This is a genomic window from Agarivorans sp. MS3-6 (assembly GCF_054112545.1).
Window position 1 is genome coordinate 518952 of the sequence record NZ_CM134202.1, and the last position, 22862, is coordinate 541813.

The 22862-nt window shown below is 43.6% G+C and carries 18 protein-coding genes; 4 read left to right on the plus strand and 14 right to left on the minus strand.

What is annotated here, in order from left to right; all coding sequences use genetic code 11:
- Window positions 1-5: 5 nt before the first annotated feature.
- From ACVFI8_RS02445 to ACVFI8_RS02455, 3 genes are all read right to left on the minus strand, one after another.
- Complete coding sequence (locus ACVFI8_RS02445; protein ID WP_457872933.1) at window positions 6-1220, minus strand: O-antigen polymerase; 1215 nt, start codon at window positions 1218-1220, stop codon at window positions 6-8.
- Window positions 1210-2514: a flippase gene (locus ACVFI8_RS02450; protein WP_248715007.1), complete on the minus strand. Its 1305-nt coding sequence runs from the start codon at window positions 2512-2514 to the stop codon at window positions 1210-1212. Before ACVFI8_RS02450 ends, ACVFI8_RS02445 begins: the two co-directional genes overlap by 11 nt.
- Window positions 2515-2639: 125 nt before the next feature.
- Window positions 2640-3296 carry a hypothetical protein gene (locus ACVFI8_RS02455; RefSeq protein WP_457872934.1) on the minus strand — a complete coding sequence of 219 codons (657 nt, stop codon included), beginning with the start codon at window positions 3294-3296 and terminating at the stop codon, window positions 2640-2642.
- 82 nt (window positions 3297-3378) lie between these two features.
- Here ACVFI8_RS02455 and ACVFI8_RS02460 point away from each other — a divergent pair, with 82 nt between their 5' ends.
- Window positions 3379-4047: a glycine zipper family protein gene (locus tag ACVFI8_RS02460; RefSeq protein WP_457872935.1), complete on the plus strand. Its 669-nt coding sequence runs from the start codon at window positions 3379-3381 to the stop codon at window positions 4045-4047.
- Between the two features lie 68 nt (window positions 4048-4115).
- Here the strand turns inward: ACVFI8_RS02460 and ppiC are convergent, their stop codons facing one another.
- Entirely contained in the window at window positions 4116-4394 is a 279-nt protein-coding gene (ppiC, locus tag ACVFI8_RS02465) for a peptidylprolyl isomerase PpiC (RefSeq protein ID WP_457872936.1), read from the minus strand.
- 364 nt (window positions 4395-4758) lie between these two features.
- On the opposite strand from ppiC, the gene ACVFI8_RS02470 reads away from it, so the two are divergent.
- The 3 genes from ACVFI8_RS02470 to ACVFI8_RS02480 are packed head-to-tail and all read left to right on the plus strand — an operon-like array spanning window position 4759 to window position 8492.
- The gene (locus ACVFI8_RS02470; protein WP_457872937.1) at window positions 4759-5433 is read left to right on the plus strand and encodes a YjbF family lipoprotein; all 675 of its coding nucleotides are present in this window, start codon (window positions 4759-4761) and stop codon (window positions 5431-5433) included.
- A gap of 49 nt (window positions 5434-5482) precedes the next feature.
- Window positions 5483-6367: a capsule biosynthesis GfcC family protein gene (locus ACVFI8_RS02475; protein ID WP_457872938.1), complete on the plus strand. Its 885-nt coding sequence runs from the start codon at window positions 5483-5485 to the stop codon at window positions 6365-6367.
- Window positions 6360-8492 carry a YjbH domain-containing protein gene (locus tag ACVFI8_RS02480; protein WP_457872939.1) on the plus strand — a complete coding sequence of 711 codons (2133 nt, stop codon included), beginning with the start codon at window positions 6360-6362 and terminating at the stop codon, window positions 8490-8492. The genes ACVFI8_RS02475 and ACVFI8_RS02480 overlap by 8 nt, the downstream gene beginning before the upstream one ends.
- 375 nt (window positions 8493-8867) lie before the next feature.
- Here ACVFI8_RS02480 and ACVFI8_RS02485 read toward each other — a convergent pair whose 3' ends face one another.
- The 10 genes from ACVFI8_RS02485 to ACVFI8_RS02530 all read right to left on the minus strand — a co-directional run bounded on the left by ACVFI8_RS02485 (window position 8868) and on the right by ACVFI8_RS02530 (window position 22739).
- A complete protein-coding gene (locus tag ACVFI8_RS02485; protein WP_457872940.1) occupies window positions 8868-12410 on the minus strand; it encodes a hypothetical protein in 3543 nt (1180 codons plus the stop codon).
- 242 nt (window positions 12411-12652) lie between these two features.
- Window positions 12653-13819 (minus strand): nucleotide sugar dehydrogenase, encoded by a 1167-nt coding sequence (locus ACVFI8_RS02490; RefSeq protein ID WP_248715000.1) that lies wholly within the window; start codon window positions 13817-13819, stop codon window positions 12653-12655.
- 71 nt (window positions 13820-13890) lie between these two features.
- Complete coding sequence (locus ACVFI8_RS02495) at window positions 13891-14895, minus strand: NAD-dependent epimerase (protein WP_248714999.1); 1005 nt, start codon at window positions 14893-14895, stop codon at window positions 13891-13893.
- 107 nt (window positions 14896-15002) lie between these two features.
- Entirely contained in the window at window positions 15003-15962 is a 960-nt protein-coding gene (locus ACVFI8_RS02500; protein ID WP_457872941.1) for a DHH family phosphoesterase, read from the minus strand.
- A 286-nt stretch (window positions 15963-16248) separates the two neighbouring features.
- Window positions 16249-16854, minus strand: coding sequence for an adenylyl-sulfate kinase (gene cysC, locus ACVFI8_RS02505; protein WP_457872942.1), 606 nt, complete (start codon window positions 16852-16854; stop codon window positions 16249-16251).
- A gap of 63 nt (window positions 16855-16917) precedes the next feature.
- Entirely contained in the window at window positions 16918-18648 is a 1731-nt protein-coding gene (locus ACVFI8_RS02510) for an SLC13 family permease (RefSeq protein ID WP_457872943.1), read from the minus strand.
- Window positions 18648-20069 (minus strand): sulfate adenylyltransferase subunit CysN, encoded by a 1422-nt coding sequence (cysN, locus tag ACVFI8_RS02515; protein WP_457872944.1) that lies wholly within the window; start codon window positions 20067-20069, stop codon window positions 18648-18650. The genes ACVFI8_RS02510 and cysN overlap by 1 nt, the downstream gene beginning before the upstream one ends.
- A 94-nt stretch (window positions 20070-20163) precedes the next feature.
- The gene (locus ACVFI8_RS02520) at window positions 20164-20505 is read right to left on the minus strand and encodes a four helix bundle protein (protein WP_457872945.1); all 342 of its coding nucleotides are present in this window, start codon (window positions 20503-20505) and stop codon (window positions 20164-20166) included.
- A gap of 108 nt (window positions 20506-20613) precedes the next feature.
- Entirely contained in the window at window positions 20614-21519 is a 906-nt protein-coding gene (gene cysD, locus ACVFI8_RS02525; RefSeq protein WP_457872946.1) for a sulfate adenylyltransferase subunit CysD, read from the minus strand.
- A 56-nt stretch (window positions 21520-21575) separates the two neighbouring features.
- On the minus strand, window positions 21576-22739 hold the full coding sequence (locus tag ACVFI8_RS02530) for a glycosyltransferase family 4 protein (RefSeq protein ID WP_457872947.1): 1164 nt from the start codon (window positions 22737-22739) through the stop codon (window positions 21576-21578).
- Window positions 22740-22862 lie beyond the last annotated feature (123 nt).

Consider the following 22862-nt stretch of genomic DNA (forward strand, 5'->3'; position numbering starts at 1 on the left):
TATCCTTATTTATTAAGCTTTCTTGAAAGTAAAAGAGGGGTAGACAACAAAAAACCAATAATGACCCAAGTAGTGAGCAACGACAAATACTGGTCTTGAAACCATTGAATAAACAGTGCGTAGACACTTAAAGAGTAAGCCAGAACAAAACCATACTGACCTAACAATGCGCGTTTATATAACACCGTATGTAATACCCCAAAACCAAACTGGGTGGCAAATACGTATGTCAGGCCATAATCAAGATAATAAGGGTAGAAAACAGTGTAAACATTGGTCGCTTGCGGGATGTAAACATAGGGTTTAACCAGCTTAACCGGCTCAAACTCAAAGCCAATTTTAGCCAAAATAGCAAAGAAGGTTCGTAAGGTATTTGACCCATATTGCAAATCATAGGGTTGGCTCAATACCACGTCAAAGGCAGATACCCCACCGAGTAAATACAAAGAGAAGGAAGACATAGCTTCACCTGCATTCTCTCCAACCTTACCCATTACAACACCAATAAAAAAGAAAAAGCCAATAATGGTCACGAAGCCAAGAATAAAGCTTTTCAGCCCCATTTTACTGGGGTTAGTAAACGAAAAAACAAATAAGATAGGAATAATCACTAAGAAGAAATAGGTTCGCCCGGTGCTCATCACCACGTAAAAGCAGGCAATAACTATCGCCAGTAAAAAGGTTAAACGGCCATTTTTAGACTTATAATCAAGCGCCGTTAAGTAGACAGCGGCAAACGCGATGAGGCTGATATACGCTAATATACCAAAGCTTTGATTACCAAAGGCTTCATGATTTAAACCAAGACGCAAATTCAGCATAAATGAGCCAGTGGTTCCATGAGAGGCTATTTGTTGCGCTTTACGAAAAACAAAAGGTATTCCCAATAGTGCTATAGCGATATAGACCTTATAGAACCCTCGATATTTTCTTAAGTTATAGCTAGGTTTAATTTGGGCATTAGCATTAGTTTGATAAAGCGCGGTGACCAGCAGACAGCCGGCGGCAAAAGACAATAGCGCCCCAACAACCACCAGCAACACATTCGCCCCTGCCGCATTTAAGCTGTGAGGCATAAAACTATGCAAAAACAAAATTGAAGACCACACCAAACTATGTAACACAGCCGGATGTCTATAGTCTTTGTAACTCACAAAGCTAAATGTCAGCATTGCAAAGGCAACAATGGTCGCAAACAAAGACTCAACACTAAGCGACATCGCTAGCCCCTGAAGACTCAGCCTCTGTGGTTGGCATCGACAAGTATCTATAGATTAGCAAAGCACAGTCTAGGGCTACTCGAAATACCCACGCAATGGCTGCGCCAACAATGCCAAACTCCCCCACCAAGAAATACAATAACATAGCGAAAAGAGGCAGCTCTGCGCAATGGCAAAGCGCCGTATACTTGGTATCACCATTGGCATGTAACCAAGCGTAATACATAACCCCTATCGCATTAAGAAATACGCCCAAGCACAGTATTTGACCAACCCAAACCGACGTTTGGTCAACATACCCCCCCACCCAAATAGACAGAATAATCGGCATCAACATAGCAATGCCAACCATTGCGACAAACATCATCACAGAGACAATAACCAACCAACGTTGAAACAAGGCTTTCGCCTGCTGGGGCTGACTAGCCAATAAACGCGATATCGCAGGAAACGCCACCGAGCTTATGGCCCCTACTCCAATGAGCGCTTGCACGGTAATCTCATAAGGAATGACATACAAAGTGACAGCGGAGGCCGTTAGCATTAGGCCAATAAAGAAACGATCGGCTTGCACCAAAAATGGACTAATAATACTGCTTAAGGTGACCCAAGATGAAAACTCAAACAGTCGCTTTAAGTGTTCAGTAGCGAAACTAGCACCTTTGGTGACGCCCAGTTGTACTAAGTTTGACTTAGCCAAGTAACGGTATACAAAAAAGGCGATTAACCGAGATAATACCAAGCTGCTAACGAGCAATGGCATGCTATGGCTATAAGCTGCAATTAAGAAAGGCCCACCGAAATTTGCCACTCCCAAAAACACTCTTAATATACTGATCCCTCTAAAACTAAGAAAAGCTTCGTTTAAGCCTTTATAGGTGGCGCTCATCGCTTGGAGTGGAATAGCTAGCGCCAATAACAGTAATGAATGATTAATCTCGGATGAGCTAACCTGCTGCTTGGGTATCCATTGCTCTACCCCTAAATAAACAGATAAACAAATCAGTAAAAACGCCAAACTACCTAGCAAAGAAGTGAATACCACAGCAGTGTTAACAATAGCGGGGATAAGTTGTACATCTTTTGCCCCCAGCTTCACTGACACGTAATGGGTTACCGCCCTACCCACTCCTAAATCGAAAATACTGGCGTAACCGATTAGGGCCCAAGCCAAGGTTAAAAAACCAAAGCGCTCAAGTCCAATAACAGCCAACAGATGAGGGATGGTAATAACAGCAATAATTAAAGGGAAACCTAAGCCAACAAGATTCCATATGATGTGGCTAACTTTCAACTGAAAACCTCAGTAATACCTTGCAACTGCAACAACGCTTTATCCTTAAAGTGTGTAAAAATAGTCATTCAATCCAACAAATTAGCATTAATGCCCATGATAAAAAACATGTTTATCTTGGGCGGTCACTGAACCATCAACCAATTCGAACGGCCATGTTGATAAACCAACTCCTTTGACTTCATTTCCACTAACTGATGCAAGCTCAGACCTAGATCCAAACTAAACCTTAGGTTAGCCCCAACCCCCGTGTCGCCTTGGCCCTGATTAGGGTGAACGGCCACCAAAATATCGAGTAACAAGGTATCTTGCTTACTAATACGTCGATGCTCTGGGTGTATAAGGCTATAAAATGCAAAAGCAGAACGCCGTTTTTGTCTAATGTTACTCATGCCCGCCAAACTATAAGATTGGCTCTGCAAGTTCGCCCAGCTTGCTGGCGCATCACCATTATTTCTGGCCTGTAGCTGTTGCCAAAAATGCTGTAACTCTAAGCCTGCTAGCTCAGCCAAATAAGGGCTTAAATAACCGTCTTGAACCAGCAACGTTCGCTGATGCTGGCTCAGTGTTTCAAGGCCGGCTAGATATTCAAACAAGGCAGTATGTCTTTCTTCTACACCCAAAACATGGTCGGCTTGTTGGCTACCAAGTTGTTGCGCCGATATCGAGCCTACACCACCGCAAAATAACAACACTGTTATCAAAGCACTGCTGAAGCTAGGCTTAAATATTGAGCGGCGAAGTATGGCGGTAAGCTTGAGCAGTAAAAGCATCTTAGTCATAAAATTGTCAAATAAAAGCCGATAAAAAAGCGAGTCTGTTGTATAACTAAAAGCAGATATCGACAACTACAAGGGATGTAAAATGCGAATCACGCCCCGTTTAAGCCAGCAAAACTTGCTTAACAAGCCAATTATAGGCAAAAGTTTAATCACCTTATCGCTGCTAGCAGCCTTATCACTTAATACCGGCTGCGCGAATACCGCAGAAGGTGCGGGTACCGGCGCATTAGCAGGTGCCGCTGGCGGGCTGGTGTCAGGCCTTATTTGGGGAGGTGACCCGCTCGAATCAGCCGCTAGAGGGGCAGCGGTAGGGGCCGCCTCTGGTGCAGCCGTTGGCGCAGTGCAAGACGCCAAACAAACCAGCGCGACCAAACAAGCCAGCGAAGACGCGGCAAAACAGCAACAAGCCAACCAGCCACCCAGTGATGAAGAGTTACGCCAGCTAATTGGCGAACCCGCTTTTAATGCCGTCAGCGCTTTAGCCAAATGTGACTACGCCAGCGCGCTAGATTTAGCCAGCCAAGCTAAAAGTGCCAGCAACAATACCCATAAAGAAGCCGGTACTTGGGTCCAAGCATTAAGCTATGCAGAAACGGGAGATGTAGAGAAGCTAAACAGTAGTTACGCTGAAATTATTAAGCTAGACAAAAAAGTGACCAATGTATTAGAGGCGCAATCAAGCTTAAGTGACGCTTTAGATAAGCTAAAAACTATTCGTAAAGAACATAACTTGCCAGAAAGCTGTTCTTAGTGAGGGCTTGTCGATGTGCTTAAGCGAGGTAACACGCTATGCACATCGACAAATTTAAAGGGCGATAACTAGGTTCGGTAAAGCACTTTTACCACATGCCAGCCAAATTTTGTTTTCACTAAATGAGGCGTTAGCACCTCACCACTAAAGCACACTTTATCAAACTGCGGTACCATTTGACCGCGTCGAAACTCGCCCAAATCACCGCCCTTTTTACCCGATGGGCAGCTTGAATATTTTTTAGCAAGGGTTTGAAACTTAGCGCCTTTTTTAAGCTGAGTGAGTATATCTTCGGCTTGTTCTTTATGCTTCACCAAAATGTGTAATGCTGCTGCGGTGCTGGCCATGGTTTTTCCTAGAATTGTTTAGCCGTAAATGATAACAAATCTACAACCAGTTTGAGTTATTAATTACCCAAGAAAACCTGAGAAATAGGCTTGCATTGCGGTAACGATGTATTCCCATTGCTGCCAACGATAAGAACCATATGATGAGTAGGGCTAGTATAAGATAGTGACTGCTCAGCATGAAATGTAATCAGCGACTCTCAGCCAGTATCCGCCACCTAAGAACCCCTCTGTCATTAACGTCCTCATGGTTATTGCAAAATAATAACGCTTTCAATAAAGCTTAGAGATATTTATCTAGTTTCAATACTTTTAGGGTATGCGTTCTAATGCTAAGCTAAGTGCTGAATTATAGGCTTAGGCAATGGAAATGCGATTCAGTAAAGTAGTTATCTCGGCAGCACTGGCTGCGTCTCTTTTAGGCTGTACCCAAGACTATAAAAGCGCCAAAGAACTGGTAGATATCGCAGTAAACGGCTTGCCCGATATTCAATTATCAGAAGAGGAGCGCTTAGCGCTTAATTTTGCCGCTGTTTACATCAAATATGGCGAACATCCCAAGACCTATATCGCACTCGCGAAGGCACAAGGCGATGAAAGAGTATGGGCAGCCAGTGATGGTATCACCTTGGTCACTCGCAATGGCCAAATTATTCGCAGTGACGGCTTACCGTTTGCCAGCAGCGGCGTGCATTACCTCAAGCAAGACCCCTTTGCTCAAGGTTTACTCTCGGTAGAAGAAAACACCCCATACCTCGCCACCCGAGATTACATATCTGAAGACTTATTTGGGGTAACCAGCGAATCAAGCTTTACTGTGCATGAGACTAGCCAAGCAGTTATCGCCGGAAGCGAGCGACAACTACAAAGGGTAAGCGAGCAGTTAAGTGTGCCAGCACTTAAGTTCAGCACCACCAATCAATATTGGGTAGAACAGCGCAACAACAAACAAATTATTTGGCGTACAGAGCAACAATTAGGCCCCAATCAGCCAATGGTATTCTTAGAAAGCTTAATGCCTTTTTTTGAAGATATTTAGTTAACGGGTATTAACTCAAGCTGTGTTAACTCAACAAGGAAGAATGTTTATGCGCGTAATGCGTAAGTCTTTATGGGCCGCTGCGGCCCATTACTCTAGTGCGACAAGCTTAGCCAAACGGCCATTAGCGTTGTGGGTAAAATTAGCTAAAGCCACCCTGCTGGTGTCAGTGTTGAATATCGGTGTAAACAGCGCTCTTGCCGAAACAGCAGCTGACGCAGGCACTAACCAAACACCACACATAAGCGTAGCGGTACAACAAGCCCATCAAGCGATACAGCAATATTCGGTTGCGCAAGGTTCACGCCTCAGCCAGCTTATCAGCCAGCTCAGCTTAAGTGACAACGATTACTGGTATGCCACGGCATGGTTGCGCCATGGTCAGGCACTTAAGCATCAACAAAAAAAATCAACCTTACTCACGCTGGTAGACCAGCAAATAGCTAAGCAAGATAAATATGCTGAGCAATGGCGCGCCGTTAAACAGCAGATCGCAGCACTGGTGCCTACCGATCGCTTCACCATTGCGGTACACCCAGACCGCGTGTATGCCGACGGCACGAGTAATTATCTATTACACGCGCAAGACAAAATCATTATTCCGGCTCGACCTAGCACCATAAGCATCACAGGCTTTGCTACATCACTAAATCTCGACCATCAGCCTAGCCAAGACTTAAACGATTACTTGAAAAGCGCCACAATGTTAGCCATGGCAGATAACAGCATCGTTTGGTTAATAAAACCCGATACCACAACCCTCCAGCTACCTATTGCTTATTGGAACAAGCTCAATAAGCAAACCCTAGCGCCTGGCAGCATCATTTTTGTGCCCGCTAAAACACAAATATTTAGCGAACAACACCAACAAATAAATCAGCTCTACCTTGAGCTTCTGCAAAATCAGATAATAGGAAGCCCCCAAGGTGAGTAAACGTCAATTTCAAGCCTTAAACATTAAGCCCTTAGCCCCTTTAGCAATGGCTATTTCGGCATTATTACCCCTATCTGCCAGCTTGGCGGCGCCTTCCCAATCAGACTTTGGCGGAGTAGGTTTAATGCAAATACCCACTGCCCGCATGAGCCCTGAGGGTGAATTCGCCTTTAATGTAAACTATGTAGACCCCTATATCAGAGGGGCGATAGCAATCACCCCCGTGCCATGGTTTGAAGGCGTGATACGCTATACCTCGGTTGAGAACCGTTTATATAGCCCCTACCCCGGATACAGTGGCGACCAAAGTTATAAAGACAAAGGCTTTGACGCCAAATTTAGGCTGTGGCAAGAATCTTACTACGTACCTGAAATCGCGTTAGGCTTTCGAGATATTGGTGGCACTGGTTTATTTGCTAGCGAGTACTTGGTCGCCAGTAAACGCTGGGGGAACCTAGACTTCACCTTAGGCATGGGCTGGGGCTATCTAGCCAACGGCAGTGATCTAGACAATCCATTATGCAAAATATCTGACAGCGCCTGTGAACGCCCGGGGCGAAAACCCGGAGACAATGGAGGAAAGCTGGGGGCTGGTGATTTCTTCCGTGGTCCAAATGCTGGCCTTTTAGCGGGCCTTGAATACCACACGCCCATTGAGGGCTTAAGTCTAAAGCTTGAATACGATTCTAACGATTACCAGCACGAAGCATTAGACAACCAATTCGATCAAAGCTTACCGGTTAATATTGGGGCCGTTTATGCCTGGGGCGACTACGTCAATCTAAACCTTGGCTACGAACGCGGTAATACGCTGATGGCCGGTATTACCATTCGTACTAACTTTCAAACGGTGCCCAATCAAATCAAGCTTGATGAACCACCAGAGTCTTTAAACGACACGAACACCGACACCTCTGCCCAGGTAGATTACGACGACTTAGTCGACACGTTAGCCGATAACGCCGGATTACAAGCAAGTACCCTAGTATTGAGCGAGAACCGTATAAGCGTGAGCGGCGAGCAACTTAAATACCGAAAACGCAGCGACGCAGACCAACGCATTGCTCGCGTACTACATAACCGTTTGCCTGACACAGTGAGCGAATTTGAGATAGTAGAAACCGCACAAGGCCTGCCTTTATATAGCAGTACCATAGACCGAGCCGCTTTCTTAGATAACGCACAAAACCAACTTGAGCCAGAACAAGAAAGCCCCTATGTGAGCAGCCAAGTCTACCAAGAGTTTGACAGTACAGCAGCAAACCAAACCAGCACTCAGGTAGATAAAACGCCTTATAATGTCTCGCTGTACCCCGGTTTAACGCAAAGCATTGGCAGCGCAGAGACCTTTTATTTCTACGCGGTATCTTTACACCTAGCAGGAGAGTACCAATTTACCGACAAGTTAAAAGCCGATGGCATTGCTTCGTGGACAATTGCAAATAACTACGACAAATTTAATTATACGGTTGATGATTCCACCGGTGCAATCCCGCGTTCACGCACTTATATTCGGGAGTATTTAACCGCCAGTGATATAGGCCTGTCCAATCTACAACTCACCTACTTTGATAACTACGGTAAAAACTTCTACGCGCAATACTACGGCGGCTATTTAGAGTTTATGTATGGCGGTGTGGGGGGCGAACTATTGTATCGACCATACAATAGTTCACTGGCCTTTGGCGTGGATCTAAACCACGTTAAGCAGCGTGATTTTGACAGAGGTTTTGGATTTAGAGATTACGAAGTCACCACCGGCCACGCCGCGCTTTATTGGCAATCTCCATGGTATGGAGTTAATACCGAGCTATCAGCAGGGCAATACCTCTCTGGTGACCGAGGGTTTACCGTTGATGTATCAAGAGAGTTTGATAACGGCACCATTGCTGGTTTCTTCTTCACAAAAACCGATGTCAGTGCTGAAGACTACGGCGAAGGTAGCTTTAACAAAGGCTTCTACATAAAAATCCCCTTCGACATGATGCTGACCCGTTCCAGTACCAAATATGCCGCCTTTAATTGGACGCCACTCACACGAGACGGCGGTCAAAAGCTTATTCGTAAATATAGCCTGTATGATGAGACTAAAGCCAAAGGCAGAAAGAGCATTGGTACTCACTGACCACTATGCTGTAACGCCTAGCTGCAAATAACTAGGCGCTGATCACCCGACAAAAAACGGCGCTAATTAGCGCCGTTTTTTAGTTAAAACCAATGTAGTTTGGCCGACTTAATCACTGCCAAACAAATCGCGGGTATACACCTTATCTGCTACGTCTTTAATTTCATCTACCATACGGTTTGCTATTAGGGAATATGTTAAAGATCTAGATAATTAGGTATATAAGGCTGCGTGCCTAACATCGTAATATTGCAAGGCTAAGCTGTTCAGGGCTTATGTTAACTTTGCCATGGTAAACACTTTAACGGGCGTATACTGCAATCGCTTCTAACAAAAAACCCGCTTTCGCGGGCTCTTCAGGCTAAACAATTAAATTTAATGTAGCCAATAAGCGGCCTTGTTGGTCGATATTAGCATCTCAAGCGAGTCCTGCGAGTATCTAACATTAATACCGCGATGCTTCGGCTCTCCCACAATATACGGACTAGACCAAATAGCCTGCCCTTTAGCACTCATCTTTTGGATATAATATTTTTCTTCAATATCATATTGATAATCCTCGGGTATTTTGATTGCTGCAAACACATCTTGTTGCGAGCTAGAGGAAGGATCTATAGCAATATCTAGAACGCTACCTGTCAATTTAACACGAGATACTTCAGTCAAGGTCCCATTGTTTATCTCATACACGATAAAACTCGACGTTTGATCAAAAAACGTACCTTCATCAAAACACATCAGCTCTAAAGCATCATCATTATCATAATTAAACATTTCTACACGGCGACAAGCTTGCTGCTGACTATTTAATAGCGTAATCACACCATTTTGCACTTTTAATAACGATACACTCTCAGACAATCCCACAATCACATAGTTACCATCATTTGAGCTATAACTAGTGATATCATTGACGTATTGATTGAAACTATACGAACCCAGTATGGTTTGATTATCTATATCGATGACCCGTATGGCAGAGCCTTCATCATAAATCAAATCATCTTTACCATCGCCATTAAGGTCGCTTGCTTCAATAACCCCAATATCAACGCCAGAATCTCCAGCGGTCTGCCAATGCACACTACTATCAAATAGCTGCAGCGCGGCAATAGCGCCATCATAGGTTTCAGTCGTTGGCACGAAAATATCACCAAAGCCATCAAGGTTAAAGTCACGAGTAATAGCGTATTGACTATTGTCCCAATTGGACGATAGCTCATCACTCACGGTTGTGTGGCCTTGCTTATCGAGAGTAAATATTCGCCCTCCACCGTAGCCACTCTCAGAAGAAGGAGAAAAGAAGACCGCCTTTTCGATATTGTCGGTAATGGTTGACCACCCCGCAGTGCTGTAATTATCAAGCTGAATACTATTGCAAGGTTTAATCGTTGCGGCATCCTCAGTGAGATCGGCAATAATAAAGAGGTCTTCTCCCGAGCTCCCTACATCTGCGGCCCAGTGCATCTCTAACTGGCCATCGTTGTCAGAATCTCCCACGGCAAGAGAGGCAATGCCATATCCTTGACTTGAAACCTGTGATAAAGCTAACAGACTAACACCGTCCCATTGAAGAACCTCAATATTTCCCCATTGGCATCCCCCTAATATCACTTCATCAACGCCATCATTTGATATGTCTGCGGTGATTAAGTCACAATAGTCATTGCCCGAATATTGATAGCGTAGTGATTTATCAATTGCGGAATAAATATATAGGTGACTGGTCTTATCCCCGATTATTTCGGCAATCCCATCCCCATCGATATCACCAGCAGCAACTAAATAATTGCCAAATCCCTCACCATAAAACCATTGGTTTTCCCAGGTTTCTGTGTCATACACAAAACCGTTATTAGTAATGATTTCAAGCTGAGTATCAGCGTCAACATTGGCAAAAACAAACTGTTTTGCGCGTAACACATCACGGCTAAATACAAGCGTATTGGGCTGTTCAACATTGACCACTTTAAGCGAAGCGCCATCATAAGAATACTCACTATTCGCTTCTAAGTAGCCCAGTAACCAGCCACTCTCTGTTTTAACAATACGCGCATATTGCAAGTATTTATCACTAGAAAATAATAATGTTGCTACACTCGCTAAGTCGCTGATAAGACTAATACCATGTTCTGATACAACGATTATCTCTTGTTGGCCATCATTATCAATGTCAGCAGATAGCGCTTGTTTTACCTCGCCCTCTGCAGGCAAGGCAAAGGGATAAACCCATTTTTGCACATAGCTGCCATCAAGGTATTCCATCAAATATACCGTTGAATTATGGCCAACGGTGAGAATTTCGTTACCTTCATGTTGATCAAAGTTCCCGATCCAAGTGGACTGGTTACGGTAAGGCACTTCAGTACCAGTGCGTACAATGGGAAATTTATCGTTACTGTGCACTTCTACCGTCACCAACTCAACCTCGTCAGAACCGAGCAAAGAGAAGCTAAAGGTGTAGTGTTGAACAGGGAAAAGTAAATTATCAGGAACCTGCCAATTTACCTCTCCTTGCTCATCCATTGTGGCACCAGATGGGCCTGACTCCATTTCTGCTGGGGTTTGCGTTCCTTGCAAGTCAGGGTCAACCATATTGACAGAAAAACTCACCCACTCACCGGAAACTACGTTTTCTGGCAGGTTGGAAATAGCCACCTGTACGGGAGAGTCGCTTAATTCAATGGTTAAGCGTGGCCCTTCAACACTATTTGCGCCATCAAAAACGACCATACTCACTTCCAACAGATCGCCATATACCGCTTGATAAGGAGCTAAGGTACTACTGGTTTCAGCTAAACGTGTACCGTTCACATACCAGTGATAGCTAATGGTGAGCAGTTCATCGGCAGTGTCAGGGTCTTCATAGTAGCCCTGCTCCACCGTAATTGTCGTTGTGGTGTAAACTTCATCACCAAACGTATTCCAATAAGGTTCAGTCACCAAAGGGGGAAGAGAAAGCTCAGAAAGGGCAACTAATTGCTTGGTACTCACGTCCCCAACTAATAGCTCTTGCGAGTTACTAAAATAGGTACCCACGTCATAAAGCTTATCGCTGTTTATATCTTCAACATAACGAATATAGTCGTTGTCAAACTGCAGTGCAGTGGCTTTGTCTCCCACTAACAACAAGCTACCCTCATCGAAATTAGGAATGCTTCCAGAGAGCTCATCAGAGGAAAAGGCTACTTTGCCTTTGTCGGCGATAAACAGGTCACCGCTGACCGACCAACTACCATCACCTGCTTCGTTGTATTCAGAACTAAGCCTGACTGGTGCATAGCCTTTTGAGGAAAATAATAGCCGTTGGCTTTGAGTTAATAAGTAAGACTCCTCGACTTGTCGCGAGTAACCGGTTACCACTGTAGATTGCCCTAATCGTTGCCAATTAAGGTTATCGTAATAAAACACATAGTCGGCAATATTTTCGTTTAGCTTAACCATTCTAAAGGCTGCTTGGCCGTCTAACTGAGACCCGGTGTCCTCTAAACAGCCATCGTAGTCCAGCGATATAGCGCCTTGGTAATTCGAGCCAATAGCCCCTTTATACGTTAGCGTCCCACCATTGGTACACTGCGTAACTAAATTAACATTACCTTTCGCTTCAACCAACTCAATGAGCCGATAACTAAGTAAGCCGGGCAGAGCGTTTACCGATTCTCCAAACAAATTTATGAATAGCTGTTGCGCTAGCGCAACATCCATTGGCGCATTAACCTGCTCGCCGGTATAGCGTAAATCCACTAAACTTTCTGCGGCTTGTTCTAACTGCTTAACAGAGTAGGCCGAGGGATTCTTAATCATATCGCTTGATGAAGTGTTAGCGGGTGGCGCTGTAGATTCAGAACCGCCCCCCCCGCAAGCAACTGTATATACAACGCTACAACTCAGCAGCAAAATCCGTCCAATGTGTTTCATCGTTCATCCTTGAATAAATAACAAAAAAGATAATAACAAAATACCAATAATATTCGAGTGATAAATGACAACATACAAGGTAATGGCGACGTAGAACCAAGAAACATAAACACGTGGATTGTTTGGCTTTAATATGAAAGGAAATAGCTTGACTATTTTTTGTTCAAAACAGGCTCGGCAGCTAATTTTAATAACCTACAAATTAAAAAACACCGAGCCCTTCTGTTGAGTTTAAGGCAGCGCTAATCACTGCCAAACAAATCGCGGGTATACACCTTATCTGCTACGTCTTTAATTTCATCAACCATGCGGTTGGCAATAATTACATCGCAGCTTTGTTTAAATTCAGCGAGATCGCGATACACCTTTGAGCGGTAAAACTCGTCTTCTTCCATCACGGGTTCGTAAATCACCACTTCAATGCCTTTGGCTTTGATGCGTTTCATAATGCCTTGAATGCTAGAGGCCCGGAAATTATCTGAGCCAGACTTCATAATGAGGCGATATACGCCTACCCGTTTAGGATTACGCCTAACAATAGAGTCGGCAATAAAATCTTTGCGGGTGGTATTCGCGTCAACAATGGCACCAATAATATTATTAGGTACATCTTTATAATTGGCTAACAGCTGCTTGGTATCTTTTGGTAAACAGTAGCCGCCATAGCCAAACGAAGGGTTATTGTAGTGACTGCCAATTCGAGGGTCTAAACCCACCCCCTGGATAATGTGTTTACTGTCTAGCCCATGGGTTTCAGCGTAAGTGTCTAACTCATTAAAGTAGGCAACACGCAGCGCCAAATAGGTATTGGCAAACAATTTTATCGCTTCAGCTTCTGTTGAATCAGTAAGCAATACATCAATGTTTTCTTTAATTGCTCCTTCAACTAACAAGCTAGCAAAAACCCGCGCACGCTCAGACTCCTCACCCACCACAATGCGAGAGGGATGCAAGTTATCGTATAAAGCACGCCCTTCTCGTAAAAATTCAGGCGAAAAGATAATATTGTCACAGTCAAACTTTTCACGAACCGATTTGGTATAACCCACTGGTACGGTAGATTTGATAATCATCGTTGTATTAGGGTTGATGGCTAATACATCCTTGATGACCGCTTCTACCGAGCCTGTATTAAAGTAGTTGGTTTCAGGGTCATAGTCGGTAGGAGTTGAAATAATGACGTAATCCGCTCCTGCATAAGCCAGCTTTTTATCTAAAGTAGCAGTAAAATTTAACTCTTTGTTTGATAAAAAACTCTCAATTTCTGCATCCACAATCGGTGATAATTTACGATTAAGTAGCTCGACCTTTTCTTCAATAATGTCGACAGCAACAACTTCATGGTTTTGAGAAAGTAACATAGCGTTCGATAAACCGACGTACCCCGTACCTGCAACTGCAATTTTCATATTTTTCCTTGTAACTCGTAAATATTAATAATCTTTAGTACTAGAGCGTCAAAGCTTTAATAACCTATTACTTAATGTACCGAATAATAGTCTTTATACCAATCAACAAAACGCCTAACGCCCTCATTTATGGCAACTTTAGGCTTATATCCTGTAGCTTGGTAAAGCTCTGAAGTATCCGCCCAAGTGTGATACACATCACCGGCTTGCATTGGCAAATAATTCTTTTTAGCGGGTATGCCAGTGGCATCTTCAATGGCTTTTACAAAGTCCATCAGCTTAACTGGCGCACCATTACCAATGTTATATAAAGCATACGGAGCCGTGCTTTGGTTGGGAAAACTGAAATCACTATGCTGGCTATCAGTAGGTATTAACGCTTGAATGCGCATAACGCCTTCCACAATGTCGTCTATATAGGTGAAGTCACGAGACAAGTCACCGTTATTATAAATATCGATGGTGTCACCATCCAAAATGGCTTTAGTAAACTTAAACGGCGCCATATCCGGCCTACCCCACGGCCCGTATACGGTAAAAAAACGCAGCCCGGTGGTTGGTAAGCCAAATAAATGTGAATAAGTATGAGAGGTCAGTTCGTTAGCACGTTTAGTCGCAGCGTATAAAGACACAGGATGGTCAACCGGATCTTTTACGGAGAATGGCATTTTATTATTCATGCCGTACACCGAGCTGCTAGACGCATATACCAAATGTTCTACTTTATATTTACTGCACCCTTCAAGAATATCGATATGTCCAGCAAGGTTAGCATCAGCATAGCGATGAGGGTTTTCTAAAGAGTACCGAACCCCAGCTTGAGCCCCTAAATGAATAACCCGCTGAAACTGTTGCTCAGCAAACAGTTGATCAATAGCCTCTCGATCGAAAAGATCGATAGAATAAAAATTGAAATGGTCGTAATTTTTAAGCTGCTCGAGCCTGGCTAACTTCAAATTAACATCATAATAGTTATTGAGATTGTCAATGCCTACTACTTCATGGCCTTCAGCACATAAGCGCCTAGCCACATGAAACCCAATAAAGCCGGCTGCGCCGGTCACCAAATATTTCATAGTTACTTCGTTAAACAATAAAAGCTAGTTAAGGCAACTAGCTTTATTGTTAATTTAAATTATTACTTATAATAGCAATTACAAGCCATCGCGACTATTCAATATTGCTATGCATAAAAACCGTTTAAGCGGCGAATAAAGGCATCAAGTTGCTCATGTGGTAGCCGATTAATACCTGCGGCTGCCTTTCTGCCACCACCTGTCACAAATTCGCTACACACTTCATCGGCCCCGGTTTTATTATTTAGCGGAGCCCGAACACTAATCAAGTAAGTGTCATCGCCATTATCACTGACGACAGCGTGCGCCTTATTAGGGTTATTATTGGCCAGTTGATTACCAAACACGCCACCTACCCGTCGGCTCCATTGTTGATTAGGCAGCAAATACACCTCTGCCACATCAGTACTTGCAGCACAATCACTGGCTTCTGCTAACGCCATATCGGCTTTATAAGCGTTCTGTAGCACAGCAAAGGGGGAATTATCAGCGGCAATAGCAGAAAATGGATTGTCGTAAGCCAATAAAGACTGAAATAACTCAACCGGCTTAATATGTAAATCGTCTAGCGTAGCACCGTAACCGTTATAGTTAATCAGTGTACCAAACTCTTTCAGCTGGGCTCTTTGAGATAGATTAAGTTTAGCCTCATCAGCTAACTGCTCAGCTTTAGCCAGCAGGTTGTCACCATAGGCTGCGGTAATGGCCCATAAATGAAATTGCCCATTTAAGTGTTTATCCACTAACAGCGCAGTACAAACGTTAGGATCCATATCAATGGTAGCGTTCAGCGAAGCGTGCTCAGGGATGGTCCCAGGACGATGGTGGTCAAAATAGCTAACTTTAGCACCGGCATTTAATGCTTTGGTCAGGCCATCGATATTCTTCTCCATAGAAATATCTAACACGGTTACTTCGCACTCGGCGCTAAATTCAAGTTTATTCATTAACTGAATGTCGCGCTTAACACCGGTAACCAATTGGCTATCTTTTGGCTCGGCTAAACGTAATTGTAATAAGGCAATAATGCCATCGGCATCACCGTTAAAAATGTCTATGTAGTTCACAACACAATCCTATAAAGGTACTTCGATACACGAGCTGCAAGCTACCAACACTATACTCATAGCTCATAGCTCGGAGCTCGTAACTCGGAGCTCATAACTCGTAGCTCATAACTCATAGCTCATAACTCGTAGCTCATAACTCGTAGCTCATAACTCGTAGCTCATAGCTCGTAGCTCATAACTCATAACTCGTAGCTCATAGCTCGTAACTCGGAGCTCATAGCTCGTAGCTCGTAGCTCATAACTCGTAGCTCGTAGCTCGTAGCTCGTAGCTCGTAGCTCGTAGCTAGCTAATTATCCCAGCGTTTTCTAAGGCTGAAATCACCTCATTGGCACAGTCTTCAACAGATTTACCATCGGTTTCAACATGGATATCAGCACCAGTAGGTACCTCATAGGCTGAGTCTATACCGGTAAAGTGTTTAATTTCGCCCGCGCGAGCTTTCTTATACAAACCTTTAGGGTCGCGTTGTTCGCACACAGCTAATGGCGTATCAATAAACACCTCTAAAAACTCGCCGGCTGATAATTGATTGCGCACTAAATCACGGTCGGCCTTAAAAGGAGAGATAAAGGCTGTTGAAACCACTAAGCCCGCATCAACAAATAACTTGGCGACTTCCCCAATGCGTCGAATATTCTCAACTCTGTCTTTGTCAGAAAAGCCTAAGTCGCCATTTAAACCGTGGCGAACATTATCACCATCTAATACATAGGTATGCACATTACGTTTATGTAAAAGGTGGTCAACCGCATTAGCAACGGTTGATTTACCCGAGCCACTTAAACCGGTAAACCATAAAACACAAGGTTTGTGTTGTTTATGCTCAGAACGGGCTTCACGGCTTACACTGTGGGCATGCCACACAACATTTTCGCTTTTATTATCCATAACAACCTCTACAAATTAAAACAAACTCTAGGCTAGCCTTAAATTTTAATAAATCACTCGACACTAGCTCAACGGAAACATCATAGGAACTAAAGTTAACACTACCGCCGCATAAACGAGGGCAACAGGAAAGCCAACTTTAAAGAAATCGATCAATTTATAACGGCCCGCGTTATACACCATTAAATTAGTTTGGTAACCATAAGGGCTAACAAAACTAGCACTGGCAGCAAAAGCAACAATCATGGTGAAGGTCATTGGGTTTGCGTCAACCGCAATGGCAAAGCCATAGGCAATAGGAAACATCAGTGCTGCAGCCGCGTTATTAGTGACTAGCTCGGTTAATAACCAAGTCAATAAATAAATCACAAGTAAAGACAGCATCATCCATTTGGGATCACTGATATGACCAAAGCCACTTTCTAATAGTAATACTAGCCCTGAATTATGAAGAGCCTGAGACAGCGTCAGTGCTGCAGCCACAATTAGCCAAATTTCTTTAGGAAAACGACGTAACAACTCACTAGGGGTTAAGCAACCAGAAAAGAGTAAGATGCCGAGCAATAAAAACATCACCTTAAATAAGGGGACAACACCCACCGCGGCCAGCGCAACGGCAGTAAAAAAGCCGCCAATGGCTATCCATTCTCTAAAACCACTCAAACGGCTTTCCGCTTCTACTCCACTCACTACAATGAAGTTTTTGCTCAAGTTGTTACGGCTTTTAAAATCGCCACCTACCGCTAACACGAGGAAGTCACCCGCTTGCAAAACCACGTCCCCTAGCTTCCCAGATACTCGCTGGCCATCGCGGCGTATCGCGACAACAGCAGCATCAAACTGCGCTCTAAAACCAGCACTTTTAAGGCTTTTACCGTTCAGCATACTTTCTGGGCGTATCACTACTTCGGTTAAATTAGAACCAAGCAACCCGTTAGAATCGGCAAACATTTGCAAGCCAGAAAACTGGTTGAGTTGCATTAACTTAGTGATATCACCACTAAATACCAGCCTATCCCCTGCTTCAAGCACTTCATCTGGCGCTACAGGGCTAATCAGTTTGCTATGGCGAACAATCTCAACTAAAAACAGTGATTCTAAATGGCGTAAACCATTTTCTTCTACACTCTTGCCTATCAAACCTGAATCAGCTTGCACCTTGGCATCAATAAAATAACTATGAAAGTCTACTTCTTCGGTGTCGTTATCTGGCAGAAACCGCGAGCTAAACGCCAGCGTTACGCCACAAGCGATCACCGCCACTAAGCCAATCAAGGTAAAATCGAAAAAGCCAAGAGAAACACCACTGGCGTCGATCAATAAGCTATTCACGATAAGATTAGTTGAAGTACCAATAAGGGTTAAGGTGCCGCCCAATATCGCCGCATAAGATAAGGGCAACAATAACTTGCTTGCACTATGGTTGGGGTTGTTGCGAATGGGCGCTAATAAAGTGGCAACTACCGCTGTATTGTTCAAAGCCGCAGAGGCAAGCACGGTAACACTGTATAAACGGAACCACGTTTCTTTCAGTGAAGGCTTAATAATTGAAGACGCCACTAAGCGCAGCAGTCGCGTTTTCTCTAACGCAATAGAGCACAACATCAGCAATACTAAAGTCAATAAGCCGGGATTAGCTACACTGGCTATAAGCTGCTCTGTAGACACCAAATTACAAAAGTATAAAAACAAAATAACCCCACCAAAGATTTTGGTCGGGTTATTTTGATAGCGGACTAAGGCCGCGATAGTGCTGGCAAAAACTGCCAGCACTATTATAGCTTGCCATGACATTATTTTAGAAACTCACGCAAGTCCTTGGCATCCCAATGTGGAAAATGCTTCCTAATGAGGGCATTTAACTCTACTTCAAAAGAAGAAAAATGAGCATTTGGCTTAGTTTCATCTAGCTTACCTTGACCAGTAATCATACCCGCGCCTACGGTGACATTAGTAATACGGTCAATAATAATAAATGAACCAGTACCTTGCGACTTAGTGTACGCGTCAAAGGCCACTTGTTGACTAAACTGGACTTGGCAATGACCAATTTCATTCAAGTTTAATCGAACCGCATCTTTGTTTTCCAAAGTATTCACATCAATTTGGTAGTCAATATTATCTACCGAACCCGATGTGGTTTTAGTGGCCAACTTAAAGTCGTATTGTTTATTAGGAATCAGCGGTTCTTCAGCCATCCAAACAATAGTCGCTTCAACACTACTGGCTACAATCGGTTGGTTGTTAGTATGCACCAACATATTGCCGCGGCTAGCGTCAATTTCGTCTTCCAAGGTTAGGGTAACCGCCATAGGTGCAAAAGCTTCTTCTATTTCACCATCAAACGTGACGATAGAGGCAACTTTTGAAACTTTACCTGAAGGTAAAGACATCACTTCATCACCTTTACGGACAACGCCTGAGCTAATGGTTCCACAGAAGCCGCGGAAATCGAGGTTAGGTCGATTAACGTATTGCACAGGGAAACGGAAATCATCAAAATTTAAGCCAGACGTAATCGGCGCAACTTCTAGCATCCCCATTAGCGTATCGCCGTGATACCAAGGGCTTAATTCACTGCGCTCAACCACGTTATCGCCGTTAAGTGCAGAGATAGGTACAAATTTAATACTGTCGATGTTTAAGTTTTCAGCAAACTTCTGGTATTCGGCTTTAATTTCTTCAAAACGGGCTTCAGCAAAATCAACCAAATCCATTTTGTTAATCGCAACAACCACTTGCTTAATACCTAGCGACGATACAATGAAGCTATGACGACGGGTTTGCACTTGCACACCGTAACGAGCATCAATCATCACAATGGCTAGCTCACAGTTAGACGCACCGGTCGCCATGTTACGGGTGTATTGCTCGTGCCCTGGGGTGTCGGCAATAATAAATTTGCGTTTATCAGTAGAAAAATAACGATACGCTACATCAATAGTAATGCCCTGCTCACGCTCTGATTGCAAACCATCCACTAACAAGGCCAAATCAAACTCGCCGTCGGTGGTATTGAAACGTTTAGAGTCGTTTTTAATCGTGGCTAATTGATCTTCAAAAATCATTTTTGAATCATGCAGCAAACGACCAATTAAGGTACTTTTACCATCGTCTACACTGCCGCAAGTTAATAAACGTAATAGTTGTTTTTGTTCATGTTGTTGCAGATACTCTTCAATATCTGACGCAATTAAATCTGATTGATGTGACATTTCATCCTCACTCGCCGGGGCTCGCTCTGAAGCTATAAGCTATATGTTAAAAGCTATAAGTGAAACCAAGACTAAAATTACTAATTAATAACGACTACGCCTGAATGCTTTTAGCCAAGCCAAATAGCATTGAACCAAGCTCGCGCGTTTCTTGCATCCAAACATCACCTAAATCATTAGGTATATAATTAATTCGGATACCAATTAAAACTTGTGTACGTAATTCCGCACAGGAGCCTTGAGCGATATTGATAAAGTTTAACTTCTCTTTATCAGAGCGTCTTACCATGCCCTCAGCGATATTACTGGGGATAGACAAAGAAGAACGGGTAATTTGGTCCTTAAAACCGAAATCTTTTGAATCACTAAAATGAGAATAAATGTGAACAGATAAATCTACTGCGCGTTGCCAAACAACTAAGCGTTCAAAATCCATGTAATATCCAAACTCAAACTAAATTCAAGGTTATTCTGTCTCTCTGACTTAAAGCTATGCTCTTCGCTCTTATCGCTTACTTCTTAAGGCATATGGCTATTTCTAAATCTAGAAATAGCCTTCCATCTTTTTCTTTTCCATTGAGCCAGCGCTGTCATGGTCAATAACTCGACCTTGGCGCTCAGACGTCTTGGTCAGCAGCATTTCTTGAATCACTTCTTGTAGGGTATCTGCTTCAGATTCAACCGCGCCTGTTAGCGGGTAACAACCCAACGTTCTGAAACGTACCATTTTATGTTGGATGTCTTTTTCATCCACAGGCATACGGTCGTCATCCACCATAATTAAAGTGCCATCGCGCTCAACTACAGGGCGTTTCGCCGCTAGATAAAGAGGAACAATATCAATGTTTTCTAAGTAGATGTATTGCCAAATATCAAGCTCGGTCCAGTTAGATAAGGGGAAAACACGAATGCTCTCGCCTTTGTTTACTTTAGAGTTATAAGTATTCCAAAGCTCAGGGCGCTGTGATTTAGGATCCCAGCGGTGGTTTTTATCGCGGAAAGAGTAAACACGCTCTTTTGCGCGAGACTTCTCTTCATCACGGCGAGCACCACCAAAGGCTGCGTCAAATTGATACTTGTCTAAGGCCTGCTTCAAACCTTGAGTTTTCATCACATCAGTATGCACGGCGCTGCCATGGGTAAAAGGCCCCATGCCCATAGCGATACCTTCCGGGTTTTTATGGACAATTAGCTCAAAACCATACTTTTCGGCCATTTTGTCGCGAAACTGGATCATTTCCTTAAATTTCCAGTTGGTATCGACATGCATAAGCGGGAAGGGAATTTTACCTGGGTAAAAAGCTTTGCGTGCCAAATGCAACATAACCGCTGAATCTTTACCAACTGAATAAAGCATTACAGGGTTATCAAACTCTGCAGCCACTTCGCGGATAATGTGAATACTCTCAGCCTCTAAGGCCTTGAGATGGGTTAAATTATAATTTTCCATTAATTTTGAGCTCTTGATTCCAGTATTTCATTAAAAGAGTGTGAAACAAGGCTAGATTACGTGATTCTCTGCAAAACCTCTAGGTAACGCGATATAACTTTATTGACGCAGAAATAACGTTGCATTCTAAGCCGCCCTTTATCACCCATGCTTATTCTTTGGGCATGTGTGAGGTCGGCAATGTCATTAATAGCCAAGGCTAACGAAGCAACACTTTGCGGTTGGCAAAGCAAGCCTGTTTCACCGTCGTCAACGGTTTCACGGCACCCCACATTGTCGGTGGTAATAATCGGCTTGGCCATGGCCGCCGCTTCTAAAAGGCTACGCGGCACGCCTTCGCGATAATAAGACGGCAGTACCACACAGTCACACAAACCAACAATACTAGGTACGTCATCAGACGAACCAAGATAATTAATCAGCCCTTTTTTATGCCATTGATTAACATCATTAATATTTATCGAATTAGGACTTGATGGTTCAGGTATACCAAGTAATTGAAACTCTACGTCACTACGTCGTCGCGCCACCGCCTCGGCGGCTTGCACATACTCGCGAATACCTTTTTGATTAAGCAGCCTAGCCACCAAAATAAAGCGCACTACCCCATCATTTGGCGCTTCCACGGCGCGAAACTTGTCTAAATTTATCCCTGAGCCAGGAATACGACTGGTATTTTCAGCCTTAACATAAGCACCATCGACAAAAATTTTCCGGTCATCTTCGTTTTGAAATAAAACATGCTGCGCCTTCGGTTGGCTATACTTTAACAAGCTACGCACAATGCGGTTTAATAGGTTATCTGAGCTAAAGCTAGTGCCAAGGCCCGTGATATTATTCACCACCGGAATACCTAAACTATGCGCAGCAACCGTGCTGTAAACATTTAGCTTAGGCGTATAATTAAACACCACTTTAGGATTGATTTGCCGATAAAGCGCACGAATAGCGCGTAGCGATAAAAAATCAATTAGGGGATTGGTGCCTCTACGGCTTAACTTAAGAGGGTGGTGAACTAAGCCCATCGCCAGCAACTTGTCAGTATGCGCATCGACCGGAGATACCACGTGAACCAACCAACCTTCGTCCATTAAACGCTGCATTAAGCCTTGATGAAAGTTGTACAAATACCAAGAGGTGTTAGCAGCAAAAACACAGCGTTTAAAACTAGTTGCAACACTATCGTTGCCATTCAATTTTGTAGGGTAAATATTATCCACCGATTCTCATACACAATCTAGCTACCACTTGAAAGATAACGCGCCTTTGAAAGTAGGTAAGCTTTTGCTACCTATAGCACTACTGAAAATTAACCTTGAGCCCCTTAGGGAAGCTTCACTAGC

Bases quoted from the DNA above. Each gene is read 5' to 3' on its own strand.
- ACVFI8_RS02445 (WP_457872933.1), bottom strand. From the start codon at position 1,220: ATGTCGCTTAGTGTTGAGTCTTTGTTTGCGACCATTGTTGCCTTTGCA.
- ACVFI8_RS02455 (WP_457872934.1), bottom strand. From the start codon at position 3,296: ATGACTAAGATGCTTTTACTGCTCAAGCTTACCGCCATACTTCGCCGC.
- ACVFI8_RS02460 (WP_457872935.1), top strand. From the start codon at position 3,379: ATGCGAATCACGCCCCGTTTAAGCCAGCAAAACTTGCTTAACAAGCCA.
- ppiC (WP_457872936.1), bottom strand. From the start codon at position 4,394: ATGGCCAGCACCGCAGCAGCATTACACATTTTGGTGAAGCATAAAGAA.
- ACVFI8_RS02470 (WP_457872937.1), top strand. From the start codon at position 4,759: ATGGAAATGCGATTCAGTAAAGTAGTTATCTCGGCAGCACTGGCTGCG.
- ACVFI8_RS02475 (WP_457872938.1), top strand. From the start codon at position 5,483: ATGCGCGTAATGCGTAAGTCTTTATGGGCCGCTGCGGCCCATTACTCT.
- ACVFI8_RS02485 (WP_457872940.1), bottom strand. From the start codon at position 12,410: ATGAAACACATTGGACGGATTTTGCTGCTGAGTTGTAGCGTTGTATAT.
- ACVFI8_RS02490 (WP_248715000.1), bottom strand. From the start codon at position 13,819: ATGAAAATTGCAGTTGCAGGTACGGGGTACGTCGGTTTATCGAACGCT.
- ACVFI8_RS02495 (WP_248714999.1), bottom strand. From the start codon at position 14,895: ATGAAATATTTGGTGACCGGCGCAGCCGGCTTTATTGGGTTTCATGTG.
- cysC (WP_457872942.1), bottom strand. From the start codon at position 16,854: ATGGATAATAAAAGCGAAAATGTTGTGTGGCATGCCCACAGTGTAAGC.
- ACVFI8_RS02510 (WP_457872943.1), bottom strand. From the start codon at position 18,648: ATGTCATGGCAAGCTATAATAGTGCTGGCAGTTTTTGCCAGCACTATC.
- cysN (WP_457872944.1), bottom strand. From the start codon at position 20,069: ATGTCACATCAATCAGATTTAATTGCGTCAGATATTGAAGAGTATCTG.
- ACVFI8_RS02520 (WP_457872945.1), bottom strand. From the start codon at position 20,505: ATGGATTTTGAACGCTTAGTTGTTTGGCAACGCGCAGTAGATTTATCT.
- cysD (WP_457872946.1), bottom strand. From the start codon at position 21,519: ATGGAAAATTATAATTTAACCCATCTCAAGGCCTTAGAGGCTGAGAGT.